The organism is Myxococcus sp. CA040A (genome assembly GCF_013336725.1).
GTDB classification, from domain to species: Bacteria; Myxococcota; Myxococcia; order Myxococcales; family Myxococcaceae; genus Myxococcus; species Myxococcus llanfairpwllgwyngyllgogerychwyrndrobwllllantysiliogogogochensis.
Window position 1 is genome coordinate 1,381,295 of sequence record NZ_JABUMR010000002.1, and the last position, 23,742, is coordinate 1,405,036.

The 23,742-nt window shown below is 68.9% G+C and carries 20 protein-coding genes; 16 read left to right on the plus strand and 4 right to left on the minus strand.

Annotated elements, in window-relative coordinates; genetic code table 11:
* Positions 1-2 precede the first annotated feature (2 nt).
* Positions 3-3,275: a formate dehydrogenase gene (fdh, locus tag HUA75_RS12160; protein WP_220137938.1), complete on the minus strand. Its 3,273-nt coding sequence runs from the start codon at positions 3,273-3,275 to the stop codon at positions 3-5.
* A 191-nt stretch (positions 3,276-3,466) separates the two neighbouring features.
* The gene (locus tag HUA75_RS12165; RefSeq protein WP_254627501.1) at positions 3,467-6,199 is read right to left on the minus strand and encodes a carboxypeptidase regulatory-like domain-containing protein; all 2,733 of its coding nucleotides are present in this window, start codon (positions 6,197-6,199) and stop codon (positions 3,467-3,469) included.
* 287 nt (positions 6,200-6,486) lie between these two features.
* On the opposite strand from HUA75_RS12165, the gene HUA75_RS12170 reads away from it, so the two are divergent.
* The 4 genes from HUA75_RS12170 to HUA75_RS12185 all read left to right on the plus strand — a co-directional run bounded on the left by HUA75_RS12170 (position 6,487) and on the right by HUA75_RS12185 (position 10,414).
* A complete protein-coding gene (locus HUA75_RS12170) occupies positions 6,487-7,158 on the plus strand; it encodes a phosphoribosylanthranilate isomerase (RefSeq protein ID WP_174486460.1) in 672 nt (223 codons plus the stop codon).
* A gap of 150 nt (positions 7,159-7,308) precedes the next feature.
* Positions 7,309-8,253: a patatin-like phospholipase family protein gene (locus tag HUA75_RS12175; protein WP_174458343.1), complete on the plus strand. Its 945-nt coding sequence runs from the start codon at positions 7,309-7,311 to the stop codon at positions 8,251-8,253.
* A 95-nt stretch (positions 8,254-8,348) separates the two neighbouring features.
* Positions 8,349-9,134, plus strand: coding sequence for a hypothetical protein (locus tag HUA75_RS12180; protein WP_174486461.1), 786 nt, complete (start codon positions 8,349-8,351; stop codon positions 9,132-9,134).
* A gap of 71 nt (positions 9,135-9,205) precedes the next feature.
* A complete protein-coding gene (locus HUA75_RS12185) occupies positions 9,206-10,414 on the plus strand; it encodes a proprotein convertase P-domain-containing protein (protein ID WP_174486462.1) in 1,209 nt (402 codons plus the stop codon).
* 164 nt (positions 10,415-10,578) lie between these two features.
* Here HUA75_RS12185 and HUA75_RS12190 read toward each other — a convergent pair whose 3' ends face one another.
* Entirely contained in the window at positions 10,579-11,286 is a 708-nt protein-coding gene (locus HUA75_RS12190) for a VTT domain-containing protein (protein WP_217446058.1), read from the minus strand.
* A 382-nt stretch (positions 11,287-11,668) separates the two neighbouring features.
* Here HUA75_RS12190 and HUA75_RS12195 point away from each other — a divergent pair, with 382 nt between their 5' ends.
* From HUA75_RS12195 to HUA75_RS12235, 9 genes are all read left to right on the plus strand, one after another.
* Entirely contained in the window at positions 11,669-12,139 is a 471-nt protein-coding gene (locus tag HUA75_RS12195) for a general stress protein (protein WP_141648802.1), read from the plus strand.
* 37 nt (positions 12,140-12,176) lie between these two features.
* Positions 12,177-12,515 carry a hypothetical protein gene (locus HUA75_RS12200; RefSeq protein ID WP_141648803.1) on the plus strand — a complete coding sequence of 113 codons (339 nt, stop codon included), beginning with the start codon at positions 12,177-12,179 and terminating at the stop codon, positions 12,513-12,515.
* Positions 12,516-12,546: 31 nt separating this feature from the next.
* Positions 12,547-13,767, plus strand: a complete 1,221-nt coding sequence (locus tag HUA75_RS12205) for a cation:proton antiporter (RefSeq protein ID WP_174486464.1) — start codon at positions 12,547-12,549, stop codon at positions 13,765-13,767.
* On the plus strand, positions 13,764-15,062 hold the full coding sequence (locus HUA75_RS12210) for a cation:proton antiporter (protein WP_174458348.1): 1,299 nt from the start codon (positions 13,764-13,766) through the stop codon (positions 15,060-15,062). Before HUA75_RS12205 ends, HUA75_RS12210 begins: the two co-directional genes overlap by 4 nt.
* Before the next feature lie 36 nt (positions 15,063-15,098).
* On the plus strand, positions 15,099-15,710 hold the full coding sequence (locus tag HUA75_RS12215; protein WP_141649487.1) for an L-threonylcarbamoyladenylate synthase: 612 nt from the start codon (positions 15,099-15,101) through the stop codon (positions 15,708-15,710).
* Between the two features lie 63 nt (positions 15,711-15,773).
* The gene (locus tag HUA75_RS12220; RefSeq protein WP_174486465.1) at positions 15,774-16,718 is read left to right on the plus strand and encodes a hypothetical protein; all 945 of its coding nucleotides are present in this window, start codon (positions 15,774-15,776) and stop codon (positions 16,716-16,718) included.
* Between the two features lie 97 nt (positions 16,719-16,815).
* Entirely contained in the window at positions 16,816-17,745 is a 930-nt protein-coding gene (gene xerD, locus HUA75_RS12225) for a site-specific tyrosine recombinase XerD (RefSeq protein WP_141649342.1), read from the plus strand.
* A gap of 135 nt (positions 17,746-17,880) precedes the next feature.
* Complete coding sequence (locus HUA75_RS12230; RefSeq protein ID WP_141649343.1) at positions 17,881-18,501, plus strand: Uma2 family endonuclease; 621 nt, start codon at positions 17,881-17,883, stop codon at positions 18,499-18,501.
* Positions 18,502-18,570: 69 nt separating this feature from the next.
* Entirely contained in the window at positions 18,571-19,191 is a 621-nt protein-coding gene (locus tag HUA75_RS12235) for a Uma2 family endonuclease (protein WP_174486515.1), read from the plus strand.
* Positions 19,192-19,200: 9 nt separating this feature from the next.
* On the opposite strand, the gene HUA75_RS12240 is transcribed toward HUA75_RS12235, so the two are convergent.
* Positions 19,201-20,385 carry a DUF4388 domain-containing protein gene (locus HUA75_RS12240; RefSeq protein ID WP_141649433.1) on the minus strand — a complete coding sequence of 395 codons (1,185 nt, stop codon included), beginning with the start codon at positions 20,383-20,385 and terminating at the stop codon, positions 19,201-19,203.
* 284 nt (positions 20,386-20,669) lie between these two features.
* On the opposite strand from HUA75_RS12240, the gene trpS reads away from it, so the two are divergent.
* The 3 genes from trpS to scpB all read left to right on the plus strand — a co-directional run bounded on the left by trpS (position 20,670) and on the right by scpB (position 23,724).
* The gene (gene trpS / locus HUA75_RS12245) at positions 20,670-21,719 is read left to right on the plus strand and encodes a tryptophan--tRNA ligase (protein WP_174458351.1); all 1,050 of its coding nucleotides are present in this window, start codon (positions 20,670-20,672) and stop codon (positions 21,717-21,719) included.
* Between the two features lie 162 nt (positions 21,720-21,881).
* Entirely contained in the window at positions 21,882-22,751 is an 870-nt protein-coding gene (locus HUA75_RS12250; protein ID WP_141649324.1) for a ScpA family protein, read from the plus strand.
* Positions 22,738-23,724, plus strand: coding sequence for an SMC-Scp complex subunit ScpB (scpB, locus tag HUA75_RS12255; protein WP_141649325.1), 987 nt, complete (start codon positions 22,738-22,740; stop codon positions 23,722-23,724). Before HUA75_RS12250 ends, scpB begins: the two co-directional genes overlap by 14 nt.
* The last annotated feature ends 18 nt before the right edge of the window (positions 23,725-23,742 follow it).

The window sequence follows — 23,742 nt, forward strand, 5'->3', positions numbered from 1 at the left end:
GGCTATCGCTCCTCGTCCTTCTTCTTCTCCTGCCAGGGCGCGTGGTCGACCTCGCCCGCGCGGAGGCTGTCGCGTCGATGGAGTGTCAGTCCTTCGGGCAGGGCGGGTTGGGTGGTGCCCGTGGCGGCTCGGGCCCTCGTGGCCTGGCGTCCCTCGACCACGTCGCAGGTGAGGGCCTTGGACTCCTGGATGTCCACGTTGGGGTCGGCCACCAGCGGAAGCAGCTCGTTCGCGCCGTCCCCTCGGATGCGCCCCGTCACGCCCCAGTGGTACGGAATGCCCACCTGATGCACCGACGTGCCGTTGAGCTTCATGGGCCGCAGTCGCTCGGTGACGAGCACCCGGCACTCCAGGTCTCCCCGCGCCGTGCGCAGCGTCGCCCAACCTCCGTTGCTCAGGCCGCGCTCGCGGGCCAGCTCCGGTGACACCTCGCAGAACTGCTCCGGCTGAAGCTCGCTCAGCCACGACAGCCAGCGGCTCATGCCTCCCGCCGTGTGGTGCTCTGTGAGGCGGTACGTGGTGAGGATGAACGGGTAGCGAGGATCTCCCCAGGCCCGGTGATAGGGGTTGCCCTTGCGAGACCACTCCAGCCGCGTCGGGTTGCACTGCTGCCCATAGAGCGCGTTCTTCACGGGCGACTCCATGGGCTCGTAGTGCGCGGGTAGCGGACCATCCATCATCCCGCTCGGCGCGAAGAGCCACGCCTTGCCGTCGGCCTGCATGATGAACGGGTCATCGCCCGCCAGGGCCTCCACGCCGGATGCGCCTGGAGATGGGCGGTAATCTGGTGGGAGGTCCACGAGGAAGTCCGGCACGTCCTCGCCGGTCCACCGTCGCTGGGCTTCGTCCCACCAGACGTACTTCTTGCGCTCGCTCCAGGGGCGGCCCTGGGGATCCGCTGACGCGCGGTTGTAGAGGATGCGTCGGTTGGCGGGCCACGCCCAGCCCCACTCGGGGGCCACCCAGGTCTGCTCGTGTCCGGGCTTGCGGCGGGCCGATTGGTTGACGCCCTCCGCGTAGGCGCCGGAGTAGATCCAACAGCCGCACGCGGTGGTCCCGTCGTCCTTCAACGCCGTGAAGCCGCTCACGGGTCGGCCATCCTGGAGCGTGTAGCCGTTGATCTCCCGGAGGACGGCCTCCGCGCCAGGCTCTTCCCGTGCGCCCCGCGTGGGGTAGTCCCACGTCAGCTCACGGAGGGCCTGGTCCTTCGTCTCGCGCGAGTCGGCATACAGGCGCTTCAGCCGACGGCCCAGGTGGAACATGAAGTGAAGCTCGCTGCGCACGTCCTCGCGCGGCTCCACCGCCGCGTGATGCCACTGGAGCATCCGCTGCGTGTTGGTGAAGGAACCGTCCTTCTCCGTGTGCGCGGCCGCGGGGAAGAAGAAGACCTCCGTCTGGATGTCCGCCGTCTTCACGTCGCCGCGCTGGATTTCGGGAGCGGTGCGCCAGAACTCCGCCGTCTCGATGAGCGTGAAGTCGCGCACGACCAGCCAGTCGAGCTGGCGCAGTCCCTTGCGCTGGAGCGCTCCGTTCATGGAGCCCACCGCCGGGTTTTCGCCCATGACGAAGTAGCCCCGCACGCGGCCATCGGCCATGTCGGCCACCGTCTGCATGTGCGAGTGGTTGCCGGTGAGGCGCGGCAGGTGGCGGAAGCCGTACTCATTCTCCCGCGTCGCCGCGTCACCGAACCACGCCTTCAGCAGCGAGACGACGTACTTGGGGAAGTTGCTCCACCAGCCCGTGCCGGAGGTGTGGGACTTCAGGTAGTCGTCCAGGTGCGGGGACGGCTGGGCGTTCGGCATCGGCAGGTAGCCGGGCAGCAGATTGAAGAGGGTGGGGATGTCCGTGGAGCCCTGGATGGACGAGTGGCCTCTCAGCGCGAGGATGCCGCCACCAGGCCGTCCGATGTTGCCCAGGAGGAGCTGGAGGATGGTCGCGGTGCGGATGTACTGCACGCCCACCGAGTGCTGCGTCCACCCGACCGCGTAGCAGAACGCCGTGGTGCGCTCGCGTCCGGAGTTGGCGCAGAGCGTCTCCGCGACCTTCAGGAACTGCTCCTCCGGGACACCGCACACCTTCGCGACGATGGCCGGGGTGTAGCGCTGGAAGTGACGACGGAGGACCTGGAAGACGCAGCGCGGGTGCTGGAGCGTGAAGTCCTTCGCCGCGTCCTTGAGCCGCGTGGCGTGGGGCTCTCCCTCGCCGGCGCCGGGCTCCGCGTACAGCTCCTTGTGGCCCGCCGCGGGCGCGGGGCCCTGCACACCCTCGTAGCCCCACGAAGTGACGTCGTACTTGTTCTCCTCGGGCACGAAGCCGCTGAAGAGGCCGTCCAGGTCCTCGGTGTCCTGGAAGTCCTCGCGGACGAGATTGGCGGCGTTGGTGTAGTGGGCGACGTACTCCTTGAAATAGCGCTCGTGCTCCAGGACGTAGCGCACCAGTCCGCCCAGGAACGCGATGTCCGAGCCGACGCGGATGGGAACGTGCTGGTTCGCCATCGCGCTCGTGCGAGTGAAGCGCGGGTCGACATGGATGATGGTCGCGCCCCGGGCCTTGGCCTCCATCACCCACTGGAAGCCCACCGGGTGACACTCGGCCATGTTGGAGCCCTGAATGAGGATGCAGTCAGAGTTCCGCAGGTCCTGCTGGAAGGTCGTGGCCCCGCCACGCCCGAGCGTGATGCCCAGACCGGGCACCGTGGACGAATGTCATATTCGAGCCTGGTTCTCCACCTGGACGATCCCCAGCGAAGTGAAGAGCTTCTTGATGAGGTAGTTCTCCTCGTTGTCGAGCGTCGCGCCACCCAGGTGCGCGATGCCCAGCGTGCGCTGGACGCTCAGCCCGTTGACGTCGGTGGACTCCCACGTCGCGTCGCGCGTGTGCTTCACGCGCTCGGCGACCATGTCCATGGCGCGCTCCAGGGGGATGCGCTCCCACTCGGTGCCACCGGGGCGACGGTAGAGGACGTGCTGAACGCGGTGGGTGCCGGTGACAAGCTGGAACGTCGCGGAGCCCTTGGGGCACAGCCGCCCGCGTGACACGGGCGAGTCGGTGTCCCCTTCGATGTCGATGATGCGCTCGTCCTTGACGTAGACATCCTGGCCGCAGCCGACGGCGCAGTAGGGACAGATGGATTTGACGACGCGGTCGGCGCGGGCCGTGCGCGCCTCCAACCGTCGGCCGCGCTCGGACATCGCCGTCTCGCCCAGCGCGGTGAGGTCCTTGCGCGCGAGCTGCCGGAGCACGGGCCAGCGCAACAGCAGGTCGAGGACTCCCACGGTGGACCTCCCGAGTCGGGGCCGCGAGGTGGCGCGACTTGCCGAGGATGGTGGAGGTCGAGGCTGCCCGACGCAGCGCCTCGCGGGGAGTTCGTGAGAGGGCGTCGTCGGGCTCCGGACGATTCCCGTCGCGGGATGTCGCGTGGTGGATGGGTGGGGCACGGGGCCTCACCCTGGGGGGCGGTGTCCGCTCAGGGGGCGCGGGTGAGGGTGATGGGGTAGGTCCGCGTGTCGCGGCGGATGAGGAGCGTGGCGGGACTGCCGGGTGCGCCCAGCTCCCGCTCGCGTGCCTCTCCGGCGGTGACGACGGTGGCCCCGTCGATGGCCTTCACCACGTCCCCCGCGCGGATGGCGTCTCCGTGAAGGCCGTCCTGGACTCCTCGCACGAGGACCTCGTCTCCATCCATGCTGAAGAAGACACCGAGGCGACCGGGCTCGACTCGGGGAGGCCCCAGCTTCCAGTCGCCCACGTCCAGCGCCTTGCCCGCGGTCAGCTTGAGGGTCTTCTCCGCGCGCTCCGTCTTCTGGCTCCACGCGATGAGCCGGTGCTCACCCGGCGCGACGTCCTCCACACGGAAGCGACCATCCGCTCCGGTGGGGGGAGAGGTGAGTCCGTCTACATCCACGAACGCCGCCGCGAGGGGCGCGCCGGTCGCATCGACCAGCCGTCCGGAGATGACGCCTCCGGCCTCGACGATGATGTCGACCTGGGTGGTCTTCCCCGCGACGCTCGTGGCCTCCACCTTTCCGGCCCGGCCATCCGGCAGCGTCACCGAGACGGCCACCTGTCCCGCCGGAACGTCCTCGACGACGAAGCGAGCACCCGCGAGCTCCAGCTCCTGACGTGAGAGGAAGTCGTCCTCGCTCTTCGTCGATGACACCACCAGCTTGAAGCCGTCGATGTCGCGTCCTCCCGCCGAGCGCACCGCTCCCGCCAGTCGCCCGCCGGGTTGGAGCTGGATGACCAGGGTTCTCTGCGTGTCGGGCACGGAGAGCAGGTCACCCCGTCGTCCGCCATTCGTCGCCCAGATGTGCAGGGCCTTGGTGCCCAGCGAGTCCGCGACGAGCAGGACCTGTCCCGAGGCATCCGTCATGTCCTCGAGGAGGATTTCGCTGCGGCCCGCCTCGCTGCCCATGACGGTCGCCGAGACACTGGGCGCGCCGTTCGGTTCGAGCACCGTGACGGCGAGGGCCCGCTTCGCCTCGCGCACCCGCAGGTCCACGCGCTGCGTCTGGCCGGCGGCCACCTCCACCACCTTCTCCTGGTCTCCGCTCTGATTGCCTGTCTCGGAGAGCCACGCTGCGACGTGATACGTGCCCGCGCGAACGCGCATGGACCAGGCGCCATCCGCCGCCGCGGAGATCTGGTGCGCCTCCGTACGCGCGTCCTTGACCCGCAGCGCGTAGACGGTGACGGGGCCCGTTGGAGCGCGTCCGTCCTCCATCTTGACGGTCCCCTCGAGTGTGCCTTCGCTCGACAACTGGATGCGGACCTGGCTTGTCTGCCCGGGGTTCACCATCACCCGCTCGCGCACGTGGGTCTGGCTTCCAGGATGATTGACCGCCACGTGGATCTCCCCGGGCGGGACGTCTTCGAGCGTGAAGGCACCTTGGGCATCCGTCACCGCCGTCAGGGCGCCTTCCACGGGGGCCATGCGCCAGCGCCGCTCGGGCGTGGCGTGGATGCCCGCGAGCGGCTTTCCCTGCTCATCCACCACCGTGCCTTCGATTCGCCCATTCGCATCCAGCTCCGCGAGCAACTCGAAGCGCTGCCCGTCGAGCACGGTGACGCCGTCGCGCTTGAGCGAGCGGAAGCCCCTGGCCTGGACATTCACGGTGTACGCACCCGGGGCGAGGCTGCCCACCTGGAACCGTCCGTCCGCGCCGGAGAGCGCGCTGCCGACCTCGGCGGGCGCCGCGTCGAACGAGAAGGCCAGGGCGCTCGGTGTGAGGGAGATGTTCGCGCCGGCGATGGGCTCTCCGGTGCCCTTGCGACGCACGACTCCCGAGAGCGAGGCCGCCGTCCCCAGGCGGATGCGCACGTCACGCACCGTCATCCCCGCGCCCACGATGACGCGCTCGGGGGCCGTGCCCGTCAGGTCTCCATGTCGCGCGGTGACGCGATAGACGCCGGGCGGGACGTCGAGCGAGAAGCCACCTCCCGCGCTCGACTCGGCTTCGAGCGTCTCGCCCATGCCGGTGGCGGTGATGCGTGCTCCGGGCGCGGGCTTGCCATCCGGAAGCTCCACGAAGCCCTCGATGAAGGCCGACCCGTCCAGCTCGACGAGGAGTCCCGAAGTGGGGACCAGGACCCGCGCGAGTCGCCGGGCGGCATGTCCCGGAGCGAGGGCTTCGAGCTGGTACTCACCGGGCGCGAGGCCCTCGGCGCGGAAGACGCCGCGCGCATCGGCGGAGGTGACGTAGCGCTCCTCCTCGGGAACGAAGGCGGTGTCCCTGGCGGCCGAGGACAGCAGCGTGCGTGGGGTGAGGATGAGCTGCGCGAGGGGCACGGGCGCCTTGGATGCGCGCTCCACGACGGTGCCCTCCAGGATGGCTCCGGTCCCGAGTACCAGTCGCACCTGCGTCCGCGCTTCGCCCCGAGGGCGGGTGAAGGCCGCGCGAGCGGGGGCGCGTCCCGAGGACTTCGCGGCGATGAGGTAGTGCCCCGGTCGCGCGGGAAGTCGAAGCGTGCCCGAGGCATCGGTGGTGCCCTTGCCCGCGATGAACCACGCGGGACGGCCCGTCGCCGGGACACGCGGTCCCTGGAGGTAGAGCGTGACGTGGGCGCCCGCGAGGGGACCTGTGCCATCGAGGACCTCGACGTACACGGTGCCCTCGTCCTCGCGCATCGGGTCGGTGACGGGGGGCGTGCCCGACTCCGCCGTGGGCGTCCCGACCGTCGTGGTCCCCGTCGAGGCTCCCAAACTCGTTGGCGCCTTCGCAAGCGGAGGTGCATCCAAAGCAGGGGCGGCTGAAGTGCCAACCGGAGCGGGGCTCCCGCGCAACCAGAGGACCGCGCCCACGAGGACCGCGAGGAGTGCGACCACGAACAGTGTTTTTCGGTTCATCTCGTCTCCAGGGGCGACATCCTGGATCCATACGGCCCGTGAATTCCAGGGGCGTTCGCGTCCCGAGGCGCGCGGCTCGGGCGCCGTGTGGTCGCGGTGTCTGTGCGTGATACCTGTCGGGCGCGTTGGCGCGGAGGACGGAAATGGAACCGGTTCGACATGTCCGGGTGAAGGTGTGCTGCATCTCCTCGCGGGAGGAGGCACGGCTGGCGGTGTCATGTGGCGCGGCCGCGCTGGGGCTCGTGTCGAAGATGCCGAGCGGCCCGGGTGTCATCGACGAGGGGCTCATCACGGAACTGGCCAGCCAGGCGCCCCCTGGCATCTCCACCTTCCTGCTCACGTGCGAGGAGGACGCCGACCGTCTCGTCGCGCAGGCCCGCCGCACCCGGGTGAACACGGTGCAGGTGGTGGACCGGGTGGGCACCGCGGTGCTCCGTCACGTGCGGGCCTCGCTGCCCTCGGTGAAGCTGGTGCAGGTGGTCCACGTGGTCGATGCCGCCTCCGTGGACGAGGCGTGTGACGTGGCGCGTGAGGTGGATGCCTTGTTGCTCGACTCGGGCAACCCGGCCCTGGCCGTGAAGGAGCTGGGCGGCACCGGCCGCGTGCATGACTGGGCCTTCAGTCGGCGCATTCGCGAGGCGGTGTCGGTGCCCGTGTTCCTGGCTGGCGGCCTCAATCCGGAGAACGTGGGCGAGGCGATTCGCGCCGTGGGCCCGTTCGGGCTGGATGTCTGCAGTGGGCTGCGCACGGGCGGGCACCTGGATGAGGAGAAGCTTCAGCGGTTCATGCGCGCGGTGCGGGCCGCCGAAGGCTGACGCGCGTACGAGTCCAGGGCCCACCGCCGGACAGCGGGCCCGTGCCTCGGGGCGATTCTGGAAGGGAGAGGGCGTGCCTATCTCGTCCCGCTGATGCGCGGGCACGGGCCTTCTCCGGGCGGTTCGCGCGAATCCCCAGCGAGGTATGCCATGACGGATCGTCCCGCGACGCTCGTGCTCTCAGGTGGTGGCGGCAAGGGTGCCTTCCAGGTGGGCGCGGAGCGGGTGCTGCGCGAGGTGCATGGCTTTCGATGGGAGCGCGTCTTCGGCGTGTCGGTGGGCGCGCTGAACGCCGCCGTCATCGCCCAGAACGAATATGAGCGACTCACGAACCTCTGGATGAACCTCCGCGAGTCGGACGTGTACCGGAAGTTCCCGTGGCTCGTCGTCGCACTGCGGCTCGGGGTGCTCAACAAGCTGGGGTTCTACGACAACACACCCTTGAGGGACCTCGTCGAGCGCAACCTCGCCGGACGTCCCTTCGCCATTCCCGCGCACGTGGGTCGCGTCTCGCTCACCTCGGGCCTGTACGAGCTGGTGTCGAGCGATGCGAGCGACTTCATCCCGGCCGTCTGGCAGAGCGCGACAATGCCCGTCATCTGGGAGCCCATCGGTCCTCAGGCCATCGTCGACGGTGGGCTGCGCAACGTCACGCCGCTCGGCGATGCGCTCGGCTATGCACCCACGGAGATTGTCGTCATCGCCTGCTCGTCGTCCCGCATCGAGCCGATGCGCTATCCCTCCAACATCCTGGACGTGGCCCGGCGAAGCCTCACCGACATCACCCTCAACGAAATCCTGATGAACGACGTGGACGTGTTCGTCCGCATCAACGACATGGTCAGGCAGGCCCACGAACAGGGCACCACGCTCCTGGCTCCGGATGGAAAACCGTATGTCTATTGCCGCATCACGGTCATCGAGCCGACGGCGCCCATGGGCGACACGCTCGACTTCTCACCGGAGATGACGCGCATGCGCATCCGCCACGGTGAGGACCGCGCGCGCGCCATCATGCGGCCCACCGGAGTGGGGCCCGGGGAGCGGATGCCGCCGCGCATCGCGGCGCAGTTGGAGCCCGTGCTCCATTCGTGAAGAAGCGTGTCGTCGCCGTCCGGCTGTGACGAATCCGTGTCCCCTCGTTACGATGGGCTCCGCGCCGTGGAGTCAGCGGGCGTGGGAGGCACACCGTGGGCGAGCTTCAGAGGACGGCGCAGGCGCCTGCTGGCGCGGAGGAGTCCCCGGCCACGGAGCGCATCAAGGCCCTGGTTCCCCGGGCCCTGTCCGCGTCATCGGCGGAGGAGGGGGCGCGACTGGGGGATGACCTCAATGCGCTCCTGCTCCGACTCCCCTTGGAGCCCGAGCGCGACGCGAGCGCGGCGCTGCTGCGCAGGCTCCTGGATGACGGCGCGCTGGTGGGACTGGGCACGGAGAAGATGCCCGCGAGCATCGCCGCCACGAAGGCCTTGCTGGACCTGGGTTATCCGAGCGCACTCGAGGTCGACCCCCAGCACCTGGAGGCCCTGCGCCGTTGGGAGCGCGAGCGCACCGGTCTGCCGTGGCTCACCATCCTGGTGACGCTGTTCCTCGTGGTCATCGCGCAGGTGGCCGTCGTCACGCTGGGGGCCCCCGTCAACAGACCGTTCGACCCGATGATGTATCACCCGGATGCCGTGGCCCTTCAGCTCCCACCCGAGCCGCGCTGGTTCACTGGCTACGTGGGCCTGGTGAAGGACACGTCCCTCAAGGTGCTGGGCCTCCAGTTCCTCGCGGGGGCCACCGCGTTCCTCTTCACCGTGGCAGCGGGGCATTGGCGCAAGGGCCGGGTCCTGGCGCGCCGGGCCTTTCTCTCGCTCTCCGTGCTCGGGGGCCTGGTGGCCATCCTTCAGCTCCCAGCGGGGCCCTGGCTGAGCTTCGCCACGTTCATCGCCGCCGTGGGGGCCTTCATCTCGGCCGCAAGGCTGAAGGCCCCCTGAAAGGCCCTCGGGGGCCCGGTTGTGACGTCTCTGTTGGACACAGGGTCGGAGACCTGGAGTACACGGGGAGCATGACCTACAACTTGATGCGGTTTATACCGCTTTCCGTTCTTCCCCTGATGTTGAGCTGTGGCGTTCCTTCCGAGGAGGCGGCGCCCGCCCTCATGGAGACACAGGCGCAGTCCCTCGCGACGGGCACGCCGGCGTCCACCGGGGTGCTGGCCTTCCTCAACAGTCGCTCCACGACGTTGGCGGTGTTGGACTTCGGGGTTCCGCTCAACGCGCTCACCGCGCAGAGCATCATCGCCCACCGCAACGGTCCAGATGGTGTGGAGTTCACGGCGGATGATCGCCACTACGTCTCCATCGAACAGGTGGATGCGATTGCCCAGGTGGGCCCGGCCGCGCTGGCCACGCTGGAGGCCTACGTCCGTGGGACGGGCCGCGTGGAGATGCCCCTGGACGAGCAGGTGGGCACCTTCCATGGCGTGGCCTTCAACCTCGCCGAGGCCCGGCGGGTCGTGGCCGCGGCGAACACGGAGAGCCTGGCGGCCCTCCAGAACACCGTGGGACTGAGCGCGAGTCAGGCGCAGGCCATCGTCGCCGCGCGTCGCATCGACCACATCGTGGAGCTGTCGCGGGTGGCGTTCATGAATGGCGCCGCGCTTCAGGCGCTCAAGAATCATGTCGCCCTGGCTCCCGATGGTGATCCATGCACGGGCCCGGCGACGTGTCAGGCCGGACTGGCGTGTCAGGGGTTGGCGTTCGGAGGCCCCATCGCCTACGGGCGCTGCCGGAGCAACCCGCCGATCGCGGGTGACAGCGACAGCTGCTCGGTGATGCGTCCGTGCCAGCCGGGGCTGGTGTGCTCGGGCTCCGAGTCCGGCTCTCCCGAGGGCATCTGCCGTCCGGCGTGGATGGCGGGCACCTTCACGAACTACTCGGACCTGGCGCTGCCCGGCTCGACGGTGCAGTTGGTGTCGGTGGTCGGCGTGGTGGGCCTCGCCACCGTGCCCGAGGACATCACCGTGGTGCTGGACCTGCTGCACTCCTCGTCGTCCAACCTGGTGCTCACGCTGGAGGACCCGGGTGGTGAGACGGCCTTGCTGTGGAACGGGCCCACCGAGGGCAGGCCCCCGTCCCGCATCCCGGTGACGCGTGGAATCCCGCGCGATGGGACCCTCAACGGCAAGTGGAAGCTGCACATCTCCAACCCCGCGGGGCAGGGGAGCGGCACGCTGCGCGAGTGGTCCGTGAAGCTCACCAGCCGCTTCGACTGACGTCGCGTCGTCACCACCGGGAGGCCGTGAAGAACCCGCGCGGCCTCCCGGCCGTCGCCGCGTGACTCACTCGCGAGACGACGCGCGGGTCGAAGCCGAAGTCGACGAACGACACGGATTGAGGGGAACCTTCGATGCCGCGCGGGTGTCCGCGTCGCGCGGCGTCACCAGGTGGCTGGAACACCATCGCTCTTCGGGGGCGTGCGCGGCATCGTCGGCGAGCCGCCGAGGCCGGGAACCGTTGTCTCGTCTCGCGCATCTGATTCGGGTGAGGTGGCCTCCGACTCCTCGGTGAGCTCCTTGTAGAAACGACGCCCGATGAAGACGCCCAGCACCAGCGAGACGACGAGACCGGCGGCGGACACCGCGGTCATCACCGTGCGCCCCTGGGCCAGCCCACTGCCGAACTGCGCGGTGAGAAAGGTCCCTGGAATGGTGCCCAACATCACGCCCGCGACCGAGGGCCAGAACCGTGCGCCACTCGCCGCGGCGGCCACCAGCATGACGTCGGTGGGACACAGCGGGTTGATGCACGCCATGAAGGCGAAGAGGAAATCGTGGCGCTTGGCCGCGCGCACCAGCGCTGGATATTTGCCCCCAGCCAGGCGCTTCATCGGCCGAGTCCCCAGCTTGCGTGCCAGCACGAAGAGCAACATGGCAGACAGGAAGCTGCCCGTTAGTGAATAGAGGGTCGCTGCGAGCGTCCCGAACATCATTCCGCCCACGGCGGTCAAGAGCTGCCCGGGCAGTAGCGTCAGGGGGCGCACGGCAAGAAACGCGATGTAGGCCAACGGCGCGGCTTTACCCAGAGGGGACAGCAGATCCGCGATGTAGCGCTGATCGATGAAGTCCGGTCCGAGCAGACGGAGCATCAACAGTCCACCGACGGACACGAGCATCGGTGCCAGGACTCGGAGCCATGTCTTCGCCACCTGCGCCACGCAACGCCTCCCTCGGGCGCCCTGAAGCGCGCGCCGCGGGCATGAAGGTGAGTGCCGGTCCGGGAATCGGCAATGCAGAGGGAATTGTTTTCAACAAGAGAGCGTCCTGCCGGGCATGCCTCCGCCCGGAAAGTAAGCAGGGCGAGCTTGTCCAACCGCATGAAACCATTGGGGTTTTGGTGTGGTGGGTCAGGCGAGAACGGCTGGCGGTGTACGGAGCTTGCTTGCATCGGGGCGCTTCCGTCCCAAGGTTTCAGGCAAGGGGCATCGAGGCGCGGGATGGGGGCAGGCAGCCAAGAGAGGAGAGGGCGCAATGTCGGACAAAGACAACAAGGGCAGCATGACGGTGGCCGAGGCGGGACGTAAGGGTGGAGAGACGGTCCGAAACGAGCGGGGTCGCGAGTTCTACGAGACCATCGGTCGCAAGGGCGGAGCCACGGTGAAGGCCGAGCGGGGTCGCTCGTTCTACGAGGAGATCGGCCGCAAGGGCGGCGAGACGGTGAAAGCCGAGCGCGGCGCGAAGTTCTACGAGGAGATCGGCAAGAAGGGCGGGGACCGTGTCAAGGCCACCCGCGGGCCGAACTTCTACGAGGAGATTGGCCGCAAGGGTGGGCAGAAGGTGAAGAAGCTCATCGAGGAGGGCAAGCGCGCGGCTCGTGCGGCGATGGCGGCCCAGGAAGGCGCGGCACCGGCGCAAGAGGGAGCCGCACCGACGACTCCAACGACTCCTGCGACTCCGGCGGCTCCTTCCGGTGAGACGGCGGGCCCCGGCCAGAACGAGTAGCGTGGCGCCTGGCGCGCGGACCCGCTAAGACGGCCGCGTGTACCTGGTCATCACGTTCCTCGAGCAGATGGAAGGGACCGAGCGAGCCATCCGTCGGCTCCGGGAGTTTGGCATCCCGGAGCCGCTGGTGGTCCGAGCTCGGAGCGCGGCCGCGGCGTTGTCCGCCGAGGTGCCCGTGTTCGCGGGGCTGCGAAGTCTGGCCCTGGGCGCGGACGAAGACCGCGTGTTGCTGGTGAGCATGTTGCCCGCCGTCTCCGCCGAGGAGATGGAGCGGATGATTCAACGGGTGCAACTGGAGATGGATGCGGACGATCCACCCATGGGCCGCCTGGTCGCCCTGCCGGTGATCGCCGCGCCGACCCACCGCCGCTCGTGACGTGAAGTCGCGGCCGGTGTAAGCAAGTCTCGTGCAAGCGCTGCTCGTCTTTCTCGCCATCGCGGCGCTGTCCCTGCTCGCCTCGAGTCCGGCGTTGGACTCCGCGCGATTCCCGGCGCTGGCGCGGCTGGCGGCGGGCGGGTTCCTGTTCCTGCTCTTCGGCGTCGTGCTGGGCCCGTCGGTGGTGGGGGTGTTGTCGGTGGAGGACCTGCGCCTCTTGCGGCCGGTGATGGCGCTGGGGCTGGGGACGGCGGGCGTCATCCTGGGGTTGAACCTGGAGCCCCGGCTGCTGCGGCTGTTGCCCCGGCCGGTGTACTCGGCGGCGCTGGCGCACGCGGGGACGGCGTTCCTCTTCGTGGCGGTGCCGTTGTTCGTGCCGCTGCTGTTGACCTTGAGGCCGTCGTTCCATGCGGCGGTGGGAGCCGCGTCGCTCCTGGGCGCGGCGGCGAGCCTGTCCTCGGGGCACTTCGCGGTGCTGGCGTACCGGGGTGGGCGGATGGACCGCGCGCGGGGCCTGGGCGTGGCGCTGCTGACGATGCTGGATGACGCGGTGGGGCTCGTGGTGCTGGCCCTGGCGCTGCTCCTGGGCGCGGCGCCCACGGTGGGCGAGGGGCTGGGGCTGGTGTGCCTGGCGCTGCTGCTGGGAATCCTGTGTGGCGCGCTCCTGGCGTACCTCACCCACGCGCTGAAGGACCCGGCGGAGCTGGCGACGGTGACGCTGGGAATGGTGGCGCTCGTGGGCGGCGCCGCGGCGTATCTCCGGGTGTCCGCGCTGCTCGCGGGCGTGGCGTGCGGGGCGACGCTGGCGCTGGTGGGAGGGCGGACGACGGAGCGGGTCGCGCGGGCCCTGGGGAGGGTGGAGCGGCCGGTATTCCTGGTGCTGGTGTTCCTGGTCGGCTGCGGGGTGTACACGCGCGACTGGGCGGCGTGGGCGCTGGTGCCGGGCTTCGTGGGGCTGCGCTTCCTGGGGAAGGTGGTGGGCGGCACGTTCGCGCAACGCCTGGCCCAGGGCGTGTTGGAGCTGCCACCCCGGGTGGGCTACGCGCTCATCGCCCAGGGCGGCCTCGCGTTGTGTCTGGTCGCCGAGTACCAGCTCCTCGTCCCGGGGGGACTGTCGCGCCGCGTGCTGGACGTGGTGGTGGTGGGCGCGGTGGTGAACGAGCTGTTGGCCGGTCAGGCCTTTCGCCAGGTCACCGCGCCGTCGCCCCGCCCGCGGCCCGTGGCTCCTCCGGACGTGGGGGTGGCGACATGAAGAGCGCGGTGTTGCGGCTGCTGTTGTTGATGGGGCTGTTGGCCATCATCAGCCGGGCCCAGGTGTTGCGCGCGGACTCCGGCACGCCGGTGACGCTGGCGGCGGGGGCGCTGCTTTTGTGTGGCCTGTTCGCGGGCAAGGTGGCCAAGGGGATGGGGTTGCCCCGGCTCACGGGGTATCTGTTGGTGGGCGTGGCGGTGGGGCCGTATGTGCTGGGCTTCATCCCGGGCGAGGGCGTGAAGGGCCTGGACCTGGTGAAGGGGCTGGCGGTGAGCCTCATCGCGCTGGTGGCGGGCACGGAGCTGCGCCTGGGGCTCATCCGCCGTGTCGGCGCGCGGGTGGCGCTTTTGTGCGCGGCCGTGTGTGGCGTGACGTTCGTCGTGTGCTTCGGGGCGACCATCGCGCTCAAGCCCCTGTTGCCCTTCCTGGCGCCCCTGACGCTGCCGCAGGCGCTGGCGGTCAGCGCGTTGATGTCCACGGTGGTGGTGTCGTTCTCGCCCACGGTGACCATCGCCATCGTCCAGGAGACGAGCGCGCGGGGCTCGTTCACCGAGTTCCTGATGGCGCTGGTCATCATCGGCGACCTGTTCGTGATGGTGGCCTTCGCGCTGGCGGCGGGACTCACGCGCGCGAGCTTCGGCGGCGGCCTGGATGTGGCGGGGCTCTTGAGCGGGGTGGGGTGGGAGCTGTTCGGCTCGGTGGTGGTGGGAGGCCTGCTCGCGGTGGCGATGCTCGTCTACATGCGGGGCGTGAAGCAGGAGCTGCCGCTGTTCCTGGTGGGCCTGTCCTTCGCCGCGGCCGAGGGTGGCACGCGCCTGCACCTGTCGCCGCTGCTGGTGTCGCTGGCGGCCGGGGCGCTCATCGCCAACCTGGATGAGCGCGAGGGCGAGCGCATCCACCACGCGATTCAACGCGCGGGCCTGCCGGTGTTCGCGCTCTTCTTCGCGGCGGCTGGCGCGGGGCTGAAGCTGGATGCGTTGGTGACGGTGGGGCCGGCGGCGCTGCTGCTCGTCGTGCTGCGAGGCGCGGCCATCTGGTTCGCTTGTCGACGCTTCGCGCCCAAGGAGGATCCTCGGTTGAAGAGCCACCTGTGGATGGGGCTCATCTCCCAGGCGGGCGTGACGTTCGGGTTGGCGGCGCTGGTGTCGAGGACGTTTCCCTCGTTCGGCCCGCATGTGGAGGTGCTCATCGTGGCGATGATCACCGCGCACGAACTCGTGGGCCCGGTGCTCACGCGACGTGCACTGACGGCCAGTGGCGAAGTCAGGACGGACGAGGCGCCGGGAACCGCGTAGGCTCGACAGCCCCACGCAGGAGGCAGGAAGGACATCATGGCCGCACCCATCCTCGAGGTGGACATGGAGCACCCCTCACCGCGCCACATCCAGCGCGCCGTGGAGGTGCTCGAGCGCGGCGGGCTCATCGCCTATCCGACGGACACGTACTACGGCATGGGCTGTGACCTGGGCTCGAAGCGGGCCATCGAGCGGCTCTACCAGCTCAAGGGGCGCGACAAGAAGAAGCCCCTGTCCTTCCTGTGCCCGGACCTGTCGGACGTCGCTCGCTACGCCCACGTCAGCAATTTCGCGTATCGAACAATGAAGGGTCTCACCCCGGGTGCGTTTACCTTCGTCCTCGAAGCGACGCGATTGGTGCCCGATTTGATGATGACCAAGCAGAAGCAGGTCGGTATCCGGGTCCCGGATGCCCCCCTGGCTCGCGAACTGGCTCGGGCACTGGGGCGCCCTCTGGTGACGACGTCGGTGAGCAATACTCAGGGTGAGCCGCTCACGGACGCAAGGGAGATCAAGGAGGAGTTCGGCCACGGGCTGGAGCTCATCCTTGACGGGGGTGTGACGTTGAACGAACCGTCGACAGTGGTTTCACTCATCGGCGATACGCTTGAAATCCTCCGGCAGGGCAAGGGTAGGCTGGAGGACTGAAACTCGAACAAGAAGAGGGGGGCCACCGTGGAATCAGGGGCCGCGGAGCCAGCGCGAACGGACATGTCACACCAAGTCCCTTCGCCTGTGAGGTTGCTATTGCTGCTGTTGTTTCGCCCGGTGGACCTGCACTACAGGCTCCGGGCGGCGGGAATCCTCGCGCCAGGGGGGCGCATCGGCCAGTTGTGGCGAGAGCAAGGTGAGGGTGGACGCGCCGCGGGGCTCTATGTCCGGCGGATGTTGCTCTTGTTGGTGGTGGGCTCGCCGCTGGTGACGGCGCTGGTGGGGCTGGGGCTGTACTGTGCCGGCATTCCACTTCGCGGCGGCTGGGCGGTGTCCGCGTTGTGTTGTTCGGCCGTGGGTCTGGCGCTCGCACAGGTATCGGGACTCGCGGCCGGGGTGCTGTTGGGTTCGCTGGCGAGTCTGTCCATGCTGGTGGGGTTGCATGCCACGGCGGCCGGGGCCTTCGGTCCGGTGCTCGGGGGCGGGGCGGGTATCGCGGTGGGGGCCTGCCTGGGCATGGTGTCCGGGCTGTCGGTGGGGAGCATCGCGAGCATCTCCGGTGGACGAGGCCCGTCCGTGTGGCGGGTGCAGACGGCGGCCATCATCACCAGCCTGGTGCCCATGCTGGTGTGGAGCCGTCAGGCCAATGTGTCCTTCGCGGGCGCGGTGGCGGCGGCGGCGCTGGTGGTCTTCCTGGTCAGCGCGTTCCGACTGCCGCTCTACGCGCTGGAGGTGCTGGCTTCGGCGGTGGCCTACGCCGTGGAGCGGTGGACGGGGCGCCCGACGCTGCAGTGGGTTCCCGTGCGCCACCACAACCTGAGCTATCTGCCGCATCCGTTCCTGGGCAGACACCTGGCGCTGGCGGTGCGCTCGCGGCCCGCGGAGGTGCTCGCGGTGGCGGATGCCTGCCTGCGCTCGCCGGGGAACATCCTGGTGGGCTGGCCGTGGGTGGTGCAGGCGCTGGAGCGCGCGTCGACGGAGGGCGCGGGCGGGCCGCATCCCTGAGTCCGGGGCCCGTGGGGTCGGCTGGCCTGGGGCCTGGGTGTCGTGACACGTACGTCGCCAGATTGCCTCCGCGCGGGGCTCCGCTAGCCTGGGGGGCATGGAAGGATTGCTCGACGCGTTCATCGCCTTCATCCGCGCGGAGCGTGGGCTGTCCGGCAAGACGGTGGACGCCTATGCCTCGGATCTCACCGTCTACTTCGAGGACCTGCGCGCACGGGGCGTGGAGGATGCGACGCGGGTCCGGCAGGAGGATGTGACGGCGCACCTGTCGTCGCTGTCCAAGGGCGGGCTGGGCAAGCGCAGTCAGGCGAGGCACCTGGCCGCGCTTCGGAGCTTCCACCGCTTCCTGGTCGCCGAGCGACTGGCGGACAAGGACCCGACCGAGGATGTGGACACGCCGCGCTCGGCGAAGAGGCTGCCGTCGTTCCTGACGCTGGAAGAGGTGGAGCAGTTGCTGGCCGCGCCGGACGAGCGGACACCTGCGGGGCTGCGCGACAAGGCGATGCTGGAGGTGCTCTACGCCACGGGCCTTCGTGTCAGCGAGCTGTGTGGGCTGGGCGTCAACGACGTGCAGTTGAGCGCGGGCTACCTGGTGGCGAAGGGCAAGGGCTCCAAGGAGCGCGTGGTGCCGTTGGGGCGCGTGGCGGTGGAGAAGACGCAGGAATATCTGGGCAACTCCCGCCCGGCGATGCTCGGTCGGCGTGAGTCGCGGGCCCTGTTCGTGACGCCCCGGGGTTCGGGCTTCACGCGGCAAGGGTTCTGGAAGCTGCTCAAGCGTTATGCGCTGAAGGCGGGCATCCTCAAGCCCCTGTCCCCCCACAAGCTGCGGCACTCGTTCGCCACGCATCTGGTGGAGCGCGGGGCTGACTTGAGGGCCGTGCAGCAGATGCTCGGACACGCGGACCTGGCCACCACGCAGATCTACACCCACGTCAACAGCGCCCGCCTGCGCTCCGTCTACGACGAGTTCCATCCGCGCAGCGACGTGTTCGTCCCCAAGCCGAAGAAGCGGAAGACGGCGTCGTAACTCCGCGCGTTCCGGGACGTGGCGGCCGGGGTGGACCCGACATGTCAGACCGGCCGGTAGACTGCCTACGTACGAGGTAGACGCCCTTCAGGGTAGGGTGTTACGGATGGAATCCCAGAGGTTCCATCGACGGAGGTGGGCGTGGGACAGGGCAAGGGTCGGAAGCCGGCGACGTACGAGGACATCGAAGCGCTGCCGGTGGGGTGGGTGGGGGAGATTGTCGAGGGCTTGCTGTACGCGTCGCCGCGCCCGTCGGTGGGACATCTGCACGTGGCATCACGGCTCGGCGCGTTGCTCGTTCAGCCCTTCGACTGGGCACGTGGAGGTCCCGGGGGCTGGTGGTTCCTGGACGAGCCGGAGATTCATCTGGGGCCGAATGTCGTGGTGCCGGACCTCGCGGCCTGGCGACGCGAGCGGGTTCCGGAGCCCCCGGACCCGGAGACCCCGTGGCTCTCGCTGGCTCCCGACTGGGTTTGCGAGGTGCTGTCACCTTCGACGCGAAGCACGGACCGCGTTCGCAAGCTGCCGCTGTACCACCGGAGCGACGTGCGCCATGCATGGCTCATCGACCCGTTGCGGTGTTCCCTCGAAATCTATCGGAGCGGGAACCGGGGCTGGGACCGCGTGGGCCTTCATGAAGGGCCCGTCGTGATTCGTGAGGAGCCCTTCGAGGCGGTGCCGCTCGACCTGGGATTGCTCTGGCTGCCACGTCGTGGCGTGACGGGACCCAAGGGTGATGCTGCGACTCCTCCTTAGGCTGTCTCCGCCGTGGGTTTGAAGACTTGAGGTTTGGGTACCGCGGATGGAATCCCAGATGTTCCATCGATGGAGGTGGGCGTGGGGCAGGGCAAGGGCATGAAGCCGGCGACGTACGAAGACATCGAAGCGCTGCCGGTGGGGTGGGTGGGGGAGATTGTCGAGGACTTGCTGTATGCGTCGCCGCGCCCGGTGCCCAGGCATCTTCGGGTGGCGAGCCGACTGGGCGCCTTGCTGGCGATGCCCTTCGAACTGGTGCCGGGTGGACCAGGGGGTTGGTGGTTCCTGGATGGGCCGGAGCTGCACCTGGGGCGGGATGTGCTCGTCCCGGACCTGGCGGGCTGGCGTCGAGAGCGTGTTCCGGAGCCCCCTCATGATGTGCCCTGGCTGACGCAGGCGCCGGATTGGGTCTGCGAGGTGCTGTCTCCCTCGACGGAGAAGGCAGACCGGTTCCGCAAGCTCCCCGTCTATCACCGGGCAGGTGTGCGACATGCGTGGCTCATCGACCCCGCGCGGCGCTCGCTGGAAGTGTTTCACCATGGCGCCGGGGGATGGGCACCGGGAGCGCGCCATGAGGGAGACGTCATCGCGCGAGTGGAGCCGTTCGAAGCCGTGACCCTGGCACTCGACCTGCTCTGGTTGCCCCGGCGCGAGGCGGAGCGCGGCGAGCGCACTCCGTCCACGCGTTGAGGGACTGGCTCAGGTGCCCACGTTGACGGCGGGGATTCCAAACGGCTCCGTGCTCGTGCGCCGCGCTTCGGCGGATGCCTCGGCTTCGGGCAGGGGGGCGACATGAATCAGCCCGCTGGCCATCAGCCGGTGCACCGAGCGCGACGCGGCCAGCTCACCCATGGCCGCGGTGCGCAGGGCCTGTCGGATGCTCCGGCTGCCGCGCAGCTTCGAGTACAGGTAGAGGTCATCCGCCGTGAGCTGCGATGGGGTGGGGCGGGGAATCGGCTCGAAGACGAGCCTGCCGTCCAGTGCGAAGAGCTCGTCGCTCAGGGCCAGTGTCAGCCGCACCTCGGCCTCGCGATACAGCGCGTGGGCCTCGGGCACGGGGCCTCGCTCCAGAATCTGGGCGGCCAGTGCCACCGCGTGGTCGTACTTCCCCGTCTCCAGGAAGCGCTTCACCAGGGTCAGGAGATCAGCCAGCTCCGCGGCCTCGCCCACCTTCGGGCCCTTGGCCATCCGGGGCGATAGCGCACCACGACGGTACAGGTGCAGAATCCACCGTGCCGCGAACAGTGGGGCCTCCTTCGCTGTGGCCAGCATCTCGCTCAGGGTGGCGCCGCCCGCCGCCAGCTCCAACAGCTTGTCCTCCTCCTCGGAGAACGTCTCCACGGCGAACTCGCGGAACACCCTGAACGTGGCGTCCAGGTGCGGGAAGACGTCGCGGAACATCGTCCATTCGCGCAGCCGCGTCACCGCGTCCCGGTGCAGGCCGTTGAGCGAGAGCTTCAGTCCCACGGCTCGGGAGGTGGGGGGCAGCTTCGGCGTGAACTCCACCTCTCCCGACTCCCAGCCGTAGCAGTCGAAGAGGGCCTCGCGCGCCTTGTGCTCCATCGCCTCGATGAGCCGGGGCAGCTCCACGAAGCAGCGCTGCACCAGGAAGGTGCCGTACGGAGTGCCCGCGCCCTCCGCTGCCTCGAAGGCCGCCGCCGCTCGGGGCGCGTCCAGGATGCGCAGGTTCACCAGCACCTGGGCCAGGTGCTCCCGAGGGTCATTCGAACTCTCGCCTACCAGGAAGCCGTCCTTCACCTGGAAGCAGCGCTGGATGGCGCCTCGCTCCACCCTCAGCGTGCCCTCCACCCCGGCACCCGAGAACAGCGGCGGCATCACCATCTGCAGGCGATAGCTGGCGAGACTTCCCTTGAATGACTCCATGCCGGTTCGTCCTCCCGAGGTGAGGCTGCTCGCAGGTGAGGCGCTCAGGGTACCGCTCCACCCACCGCCGCTCAACCGCAAGTCCTTGGAATCCCTCAGGATTTATGTGCGGGTCGGAATTTTTCAGGCTGGGGCGCGGCGGGCATTCAGCAGGCAACGGACGCCAGCACTCCTGAACGGAAGGTTGCAGGGGTGCGGCGGGTATGCGAACCACGCGCGTCCACCCGGTACCGTCACTTGGTACCAGGATTCAGAAACCTCGACTCGCGATTCGGAACCCAGACATGCGGACCCTCTCAGGCGTGCAGTCCTCCGGAAAGCTGCACATCGGCAACTACTACGGCGCCATCCGCCAGTTCGTGCAGCTCCAGGACGTGAGCGAGGCGTACTACTTCATCGCCAACCTGCACGCGCTCACCACCGTGAGGGACGCGAAGCTCGCGCTGGAGCTCACGCGCGAAGCCGCCCTGGCCTACCTGGCGCTCGGAGTGGACCCGAAGAAGGCCGTCCTCTTCCGTCAGAGCGACGTGCGCGAGGTGCTGGAGCTCAACTGGATTCTGGGCACCGTGGTGCCTCACTCGCACCTGGAGCGGGCCCACAGCTACAAGGACAAGGTCGCTCGGGGCATCTCTCCGGACTTCGGCCTCTTCGCCTACCCGGTGCTGATGGCCGCGGACATCCTGCTCTACGGCACGGACACCGTCCCCGTGGGCAAGGACCAGATTCAGCACGTGGAGTTCGCCCGCGACTGGGCCGTGAAGTTCAACACCGAGTACGTGAAGGGCTATGACCCGGCGGACCCCGAGGGCAAGGAGCGCGGGCACACGCCCGGCATCCTCAAGCTGCCCTCCGCCCTCGTGCAGGAGTCCACCCAGACGGTGCCCGGTATCGACGGCAGGAAGATGTCCAAGTCGTACGGCAACACCATCGACCTGTTCGGCGAAGAGAAGGACATCAAGAAGCGCATCATGTCGATCAAGACGGACTCGACTCCCGTGGAGGCGCCCAAGCCGGTGCCCGGAACGGAGCGCTCGGCGGACGCATCCATCGTCAGCGAGGTCCCTCTCTATGACTTGCTCAAGCTGATGCTTCCGGAGTCCGAGTTCGCCGAGGTGGACGCTTCCTGGAGGGCGGGAGGGAAGGGCTACGGGGACTTCAAGAAGCGGCTCCTGGAGGCCTACCTGACGACCTTTGGCCCGGCCCGTCGGCGGTACGCCGAGCTGGTGAGCGACCCGGCCGAACTGGAGCGCATCCTCCAGGACGGCGCGAATCGCGCTCGGGAAGAGGCCTCCCGGTTGATGGACAAGGTCCGGCGCGCGGTGGGCATCCCGTGAGGTCCTGGGCCTGAACGGGTGTTTACCGCCGTTTGTTTGACCCACCTAAAAGCCACTGTTAAGGAGGTGTGTCCCCCGGCTCGCGCTCGAGGCCGGCGGATTTGAGCCCTTGCGTGATGACGAGCCGCCACCGAAAGCCAGAAGGGCAGCCAGGTTCCGCCGGTGAGTGACGGCCGTCCCACTTCGGCCGACGAGGGCCTCCGCGACGGCGAACCGCCCCGCACCCCGGGCGACGCCTTCCGCGTCGCGCTGCCCAATTTCGAAGGGCCGCTGGACCTGTTGCTCCATCTCATCAAGGAGCATCGGGTCGACATCTTCGACATCCCCCTGGCGCTCATCACCGAGAAGTACCTGGAGCACCTGGAGCGGATGCGGGAGATCAACCTGGACATCGCCGGGGAGTTCCTGGTGATGGCGTCCACGTTGGCCCACCTGAAGAGTCGCATGCTGCTGCCGCGCCAGGACGCGGTGGCCGTGCCCGAGGGCGGCGAGGCCCTGGCCGCGGTCGAGGAGCCCGAGGACCCGCGCGCGGAGCTGGTGCGGCGGCTGCTCGAGTACCAGAAGTACAAGGACGCCGCCGAGCACATGGCCATGCAGGACATCCTCGGCCGCGACGTCTTCGCGCGCAGCGTGCCGGTGGAGGCGGTGCCCATCCCGGAGGAGGAGGTCGGCCTCCAGGAGTTCAGCGTCCTCAAGCTCATCGAGGCGTTGGACCGGGTGCTGGAGCGCCTGCAGCCCAAGGTGCAGCACGAGGTGGTGCGCGAGCGGGTGACGCTCTCCGAGGCCATCCTCCGCATCGCCCAGCGCCTGCACCCCCATGGGCAGGTCCTCTTCGAGAGCCTGTTCACCGAGGAAACGACGCCGACGCGCCAGGAAATCGTCATCACCTTCCTGGCCATCCTGGAGATGGTCAAACGCCGGCTCATCCGTGTGGTACAGGACGAGTCGCTCGGCCCCATCCTGTTGTTGCCCAACGGGGACGCCCTGGAGCGCTTGGTCCCCACGGAGGTCGACGAGAGTGACTACCGGTAGGAAAGGCCCCCGTGCCTCGGACGAGGAGGTTCCAGTCGCGTCCGGAGGTCCCAGTCCGTTCTCAGAGGAAGAGCTGGCCGCCGTCACCGGGCCTGGACTGGCGGACGAGCTGGACGAAGTCGAGGCCGCGGCCATCGAGGAGGACCAGGACGGCGTCACGCCAGACCTGGAGACCTCCTTCGAGAAGCTCGTCTCCAAGAGCCGCAAGCTGTCCCAGGACCGCATCCGCACCGTGGTGGAGAGCGTGCTCTTCGTCGCGGAGCGGCCGCTGTCCGTGGACGAGCTGTGGCAGGCCACCGGCATCGAGCGGGAGCTCATCGCCGAGGCCCTCAACCAGCTCTCCGGCATCCACCGGGACGGCATCAGCGGCATCGTCCTGTACGAAGTCGCCGGGGGCTGGCAGTTCCGCACGGACCCACACTCGGGCGAGTACGTGCGGCGCTACCTCCGGGTGAAGCCGCAGCGACTCACCCGCGCGGCGGTGGAGACCCTGGCCATCATCGCCTACCGGCAGCCAGTCACTCGGCCGGAACTCGAGGATATCCGCGGGGTGGATTGCGGCGCCGTCCTCAAGGCGTTGATCGATCGCAAGCTGGTGAAAATCCTGGGCAAACGCGAAGAGGTGGGGCGCCCCATCCTCTATGGGACTACTCGCGAATTCCTGGAGTTCTTCGCCTTGAAGGACCTGTCAGCGCTGCCCACGCTGCGGGAATTCCACGAACTCACGCAGGAGCATCGCGAAATCGTGGAGAAAGAAGTACGACCGGCGCCGGCGGCAGCGGGAACGGTGGAAGCGCTATCGGACCCGGGATTCACGAAGCGGATGGAGAAGAACGCGGCGGCCAGCGAGGCGGCGCTTGAGGACCTGGAACACGCCATCGAGGCGGCTGAGCGGACACAGAAAGCCAGCTCCAGCGTCCTGGACACGCCCCCGAAGCCCGAGACGGGCGCCGAGGGGCCGAAGCCCGAGTGACGGGCAGCAATGGAAGAA

What these genes read in the sequence shown, in the direction of transcription:
- HUA75_RS12220 (WP_174486465.1), top strand. Translation starts at nt 15,774, where the DNA reads ATGTCACACCAAGTCCCTTCGCCTGTGAGGTTGCTATTGCTGCTGTTG.
- HUA75_RS12185 (WP_174486462.1), top strand. Translation starts at nt 9,206, where the DNA reads ATGACCTACAACTTGATGCGGTTTATACCGCTTTCCGTTCTTCCCCTG.
- HUA75_RS12235 (WP_174486515.1), top strand. Translation starts at nt 18,571, where the DNA reads ATGGAGGTGGGCGTGGGGCAGGGCAAGGGCATGAAGCCGGCGACGTAC.
- HUA75_RS12210 (WP_174458348.1), top strand. Translation starts at nt 13,764, where the DNA reads ATGAAGAGCGCGGTGTTGCGGCTGCTGTTGTTGATGGGGCTGTTGGCC.
- HUA75_RS12170 (WP_174486460.1), top strand. Translation starts at nt 6,487, where the DNA reads ATGGAACCGGTTCGACATGTCCGGGTGAAGGTGTGCTGCATCTCCTCG.
- xerD (WP_141649342.1), top strand. Translation starts at nt 16,816, where the DNA reads ATGGAAGGATTGCTCGACGCGTTCATCGCCTTCATCCGCGCGGAGCGT.
- trpS (WP_174458351.1), top strand. Translation starts at nt 20,670, where the DNA reads ATGCGGACCCTCTCAGGCGTGCAGTCCTCCGGAAAGCTGCACATCGGC.
- HUA75_RS12190 (WP_217446058.1), bottom strand. Translation starts at nt 11,286, where the DNA reads ATGCTCCGTCTGCTCGGACCGGACTTCATCGATCAGCGCTACATCGCG.
- HUA75_RS12240 (WP_141649433.1), bottom strand. Translation starts at nt 20,385, where the DNA reads ATGGAGTCATTCAAGGGAAGTCTCGCCAGCTATCGCCTGCAGATGGTG.
- HUA75_RS12175 (WP_174458343.1), top strand. Translation starts at nt 7,309, where the DNA reads ATGACGGATCGTCCCGCGACGCTCGTGCTCTCAGGTGGTGGCGGCAAG.
- HUA75_RS12195 (WP_141648802.1), top strand. Translation starts at nt 11,669, where the DNA reads ATGTCGGACAAAGACAACAAGGGCAGCATGACGGTGGCCGAGGCGGGA.
- HUA75_RS12215 (WP_141649487.1), top strand. Translation starts at nt 15,099, where the DNA reads ATGGCCGCACCCATCCTCGAGGTGGACATGGAGCACCCCTCACCGCGC.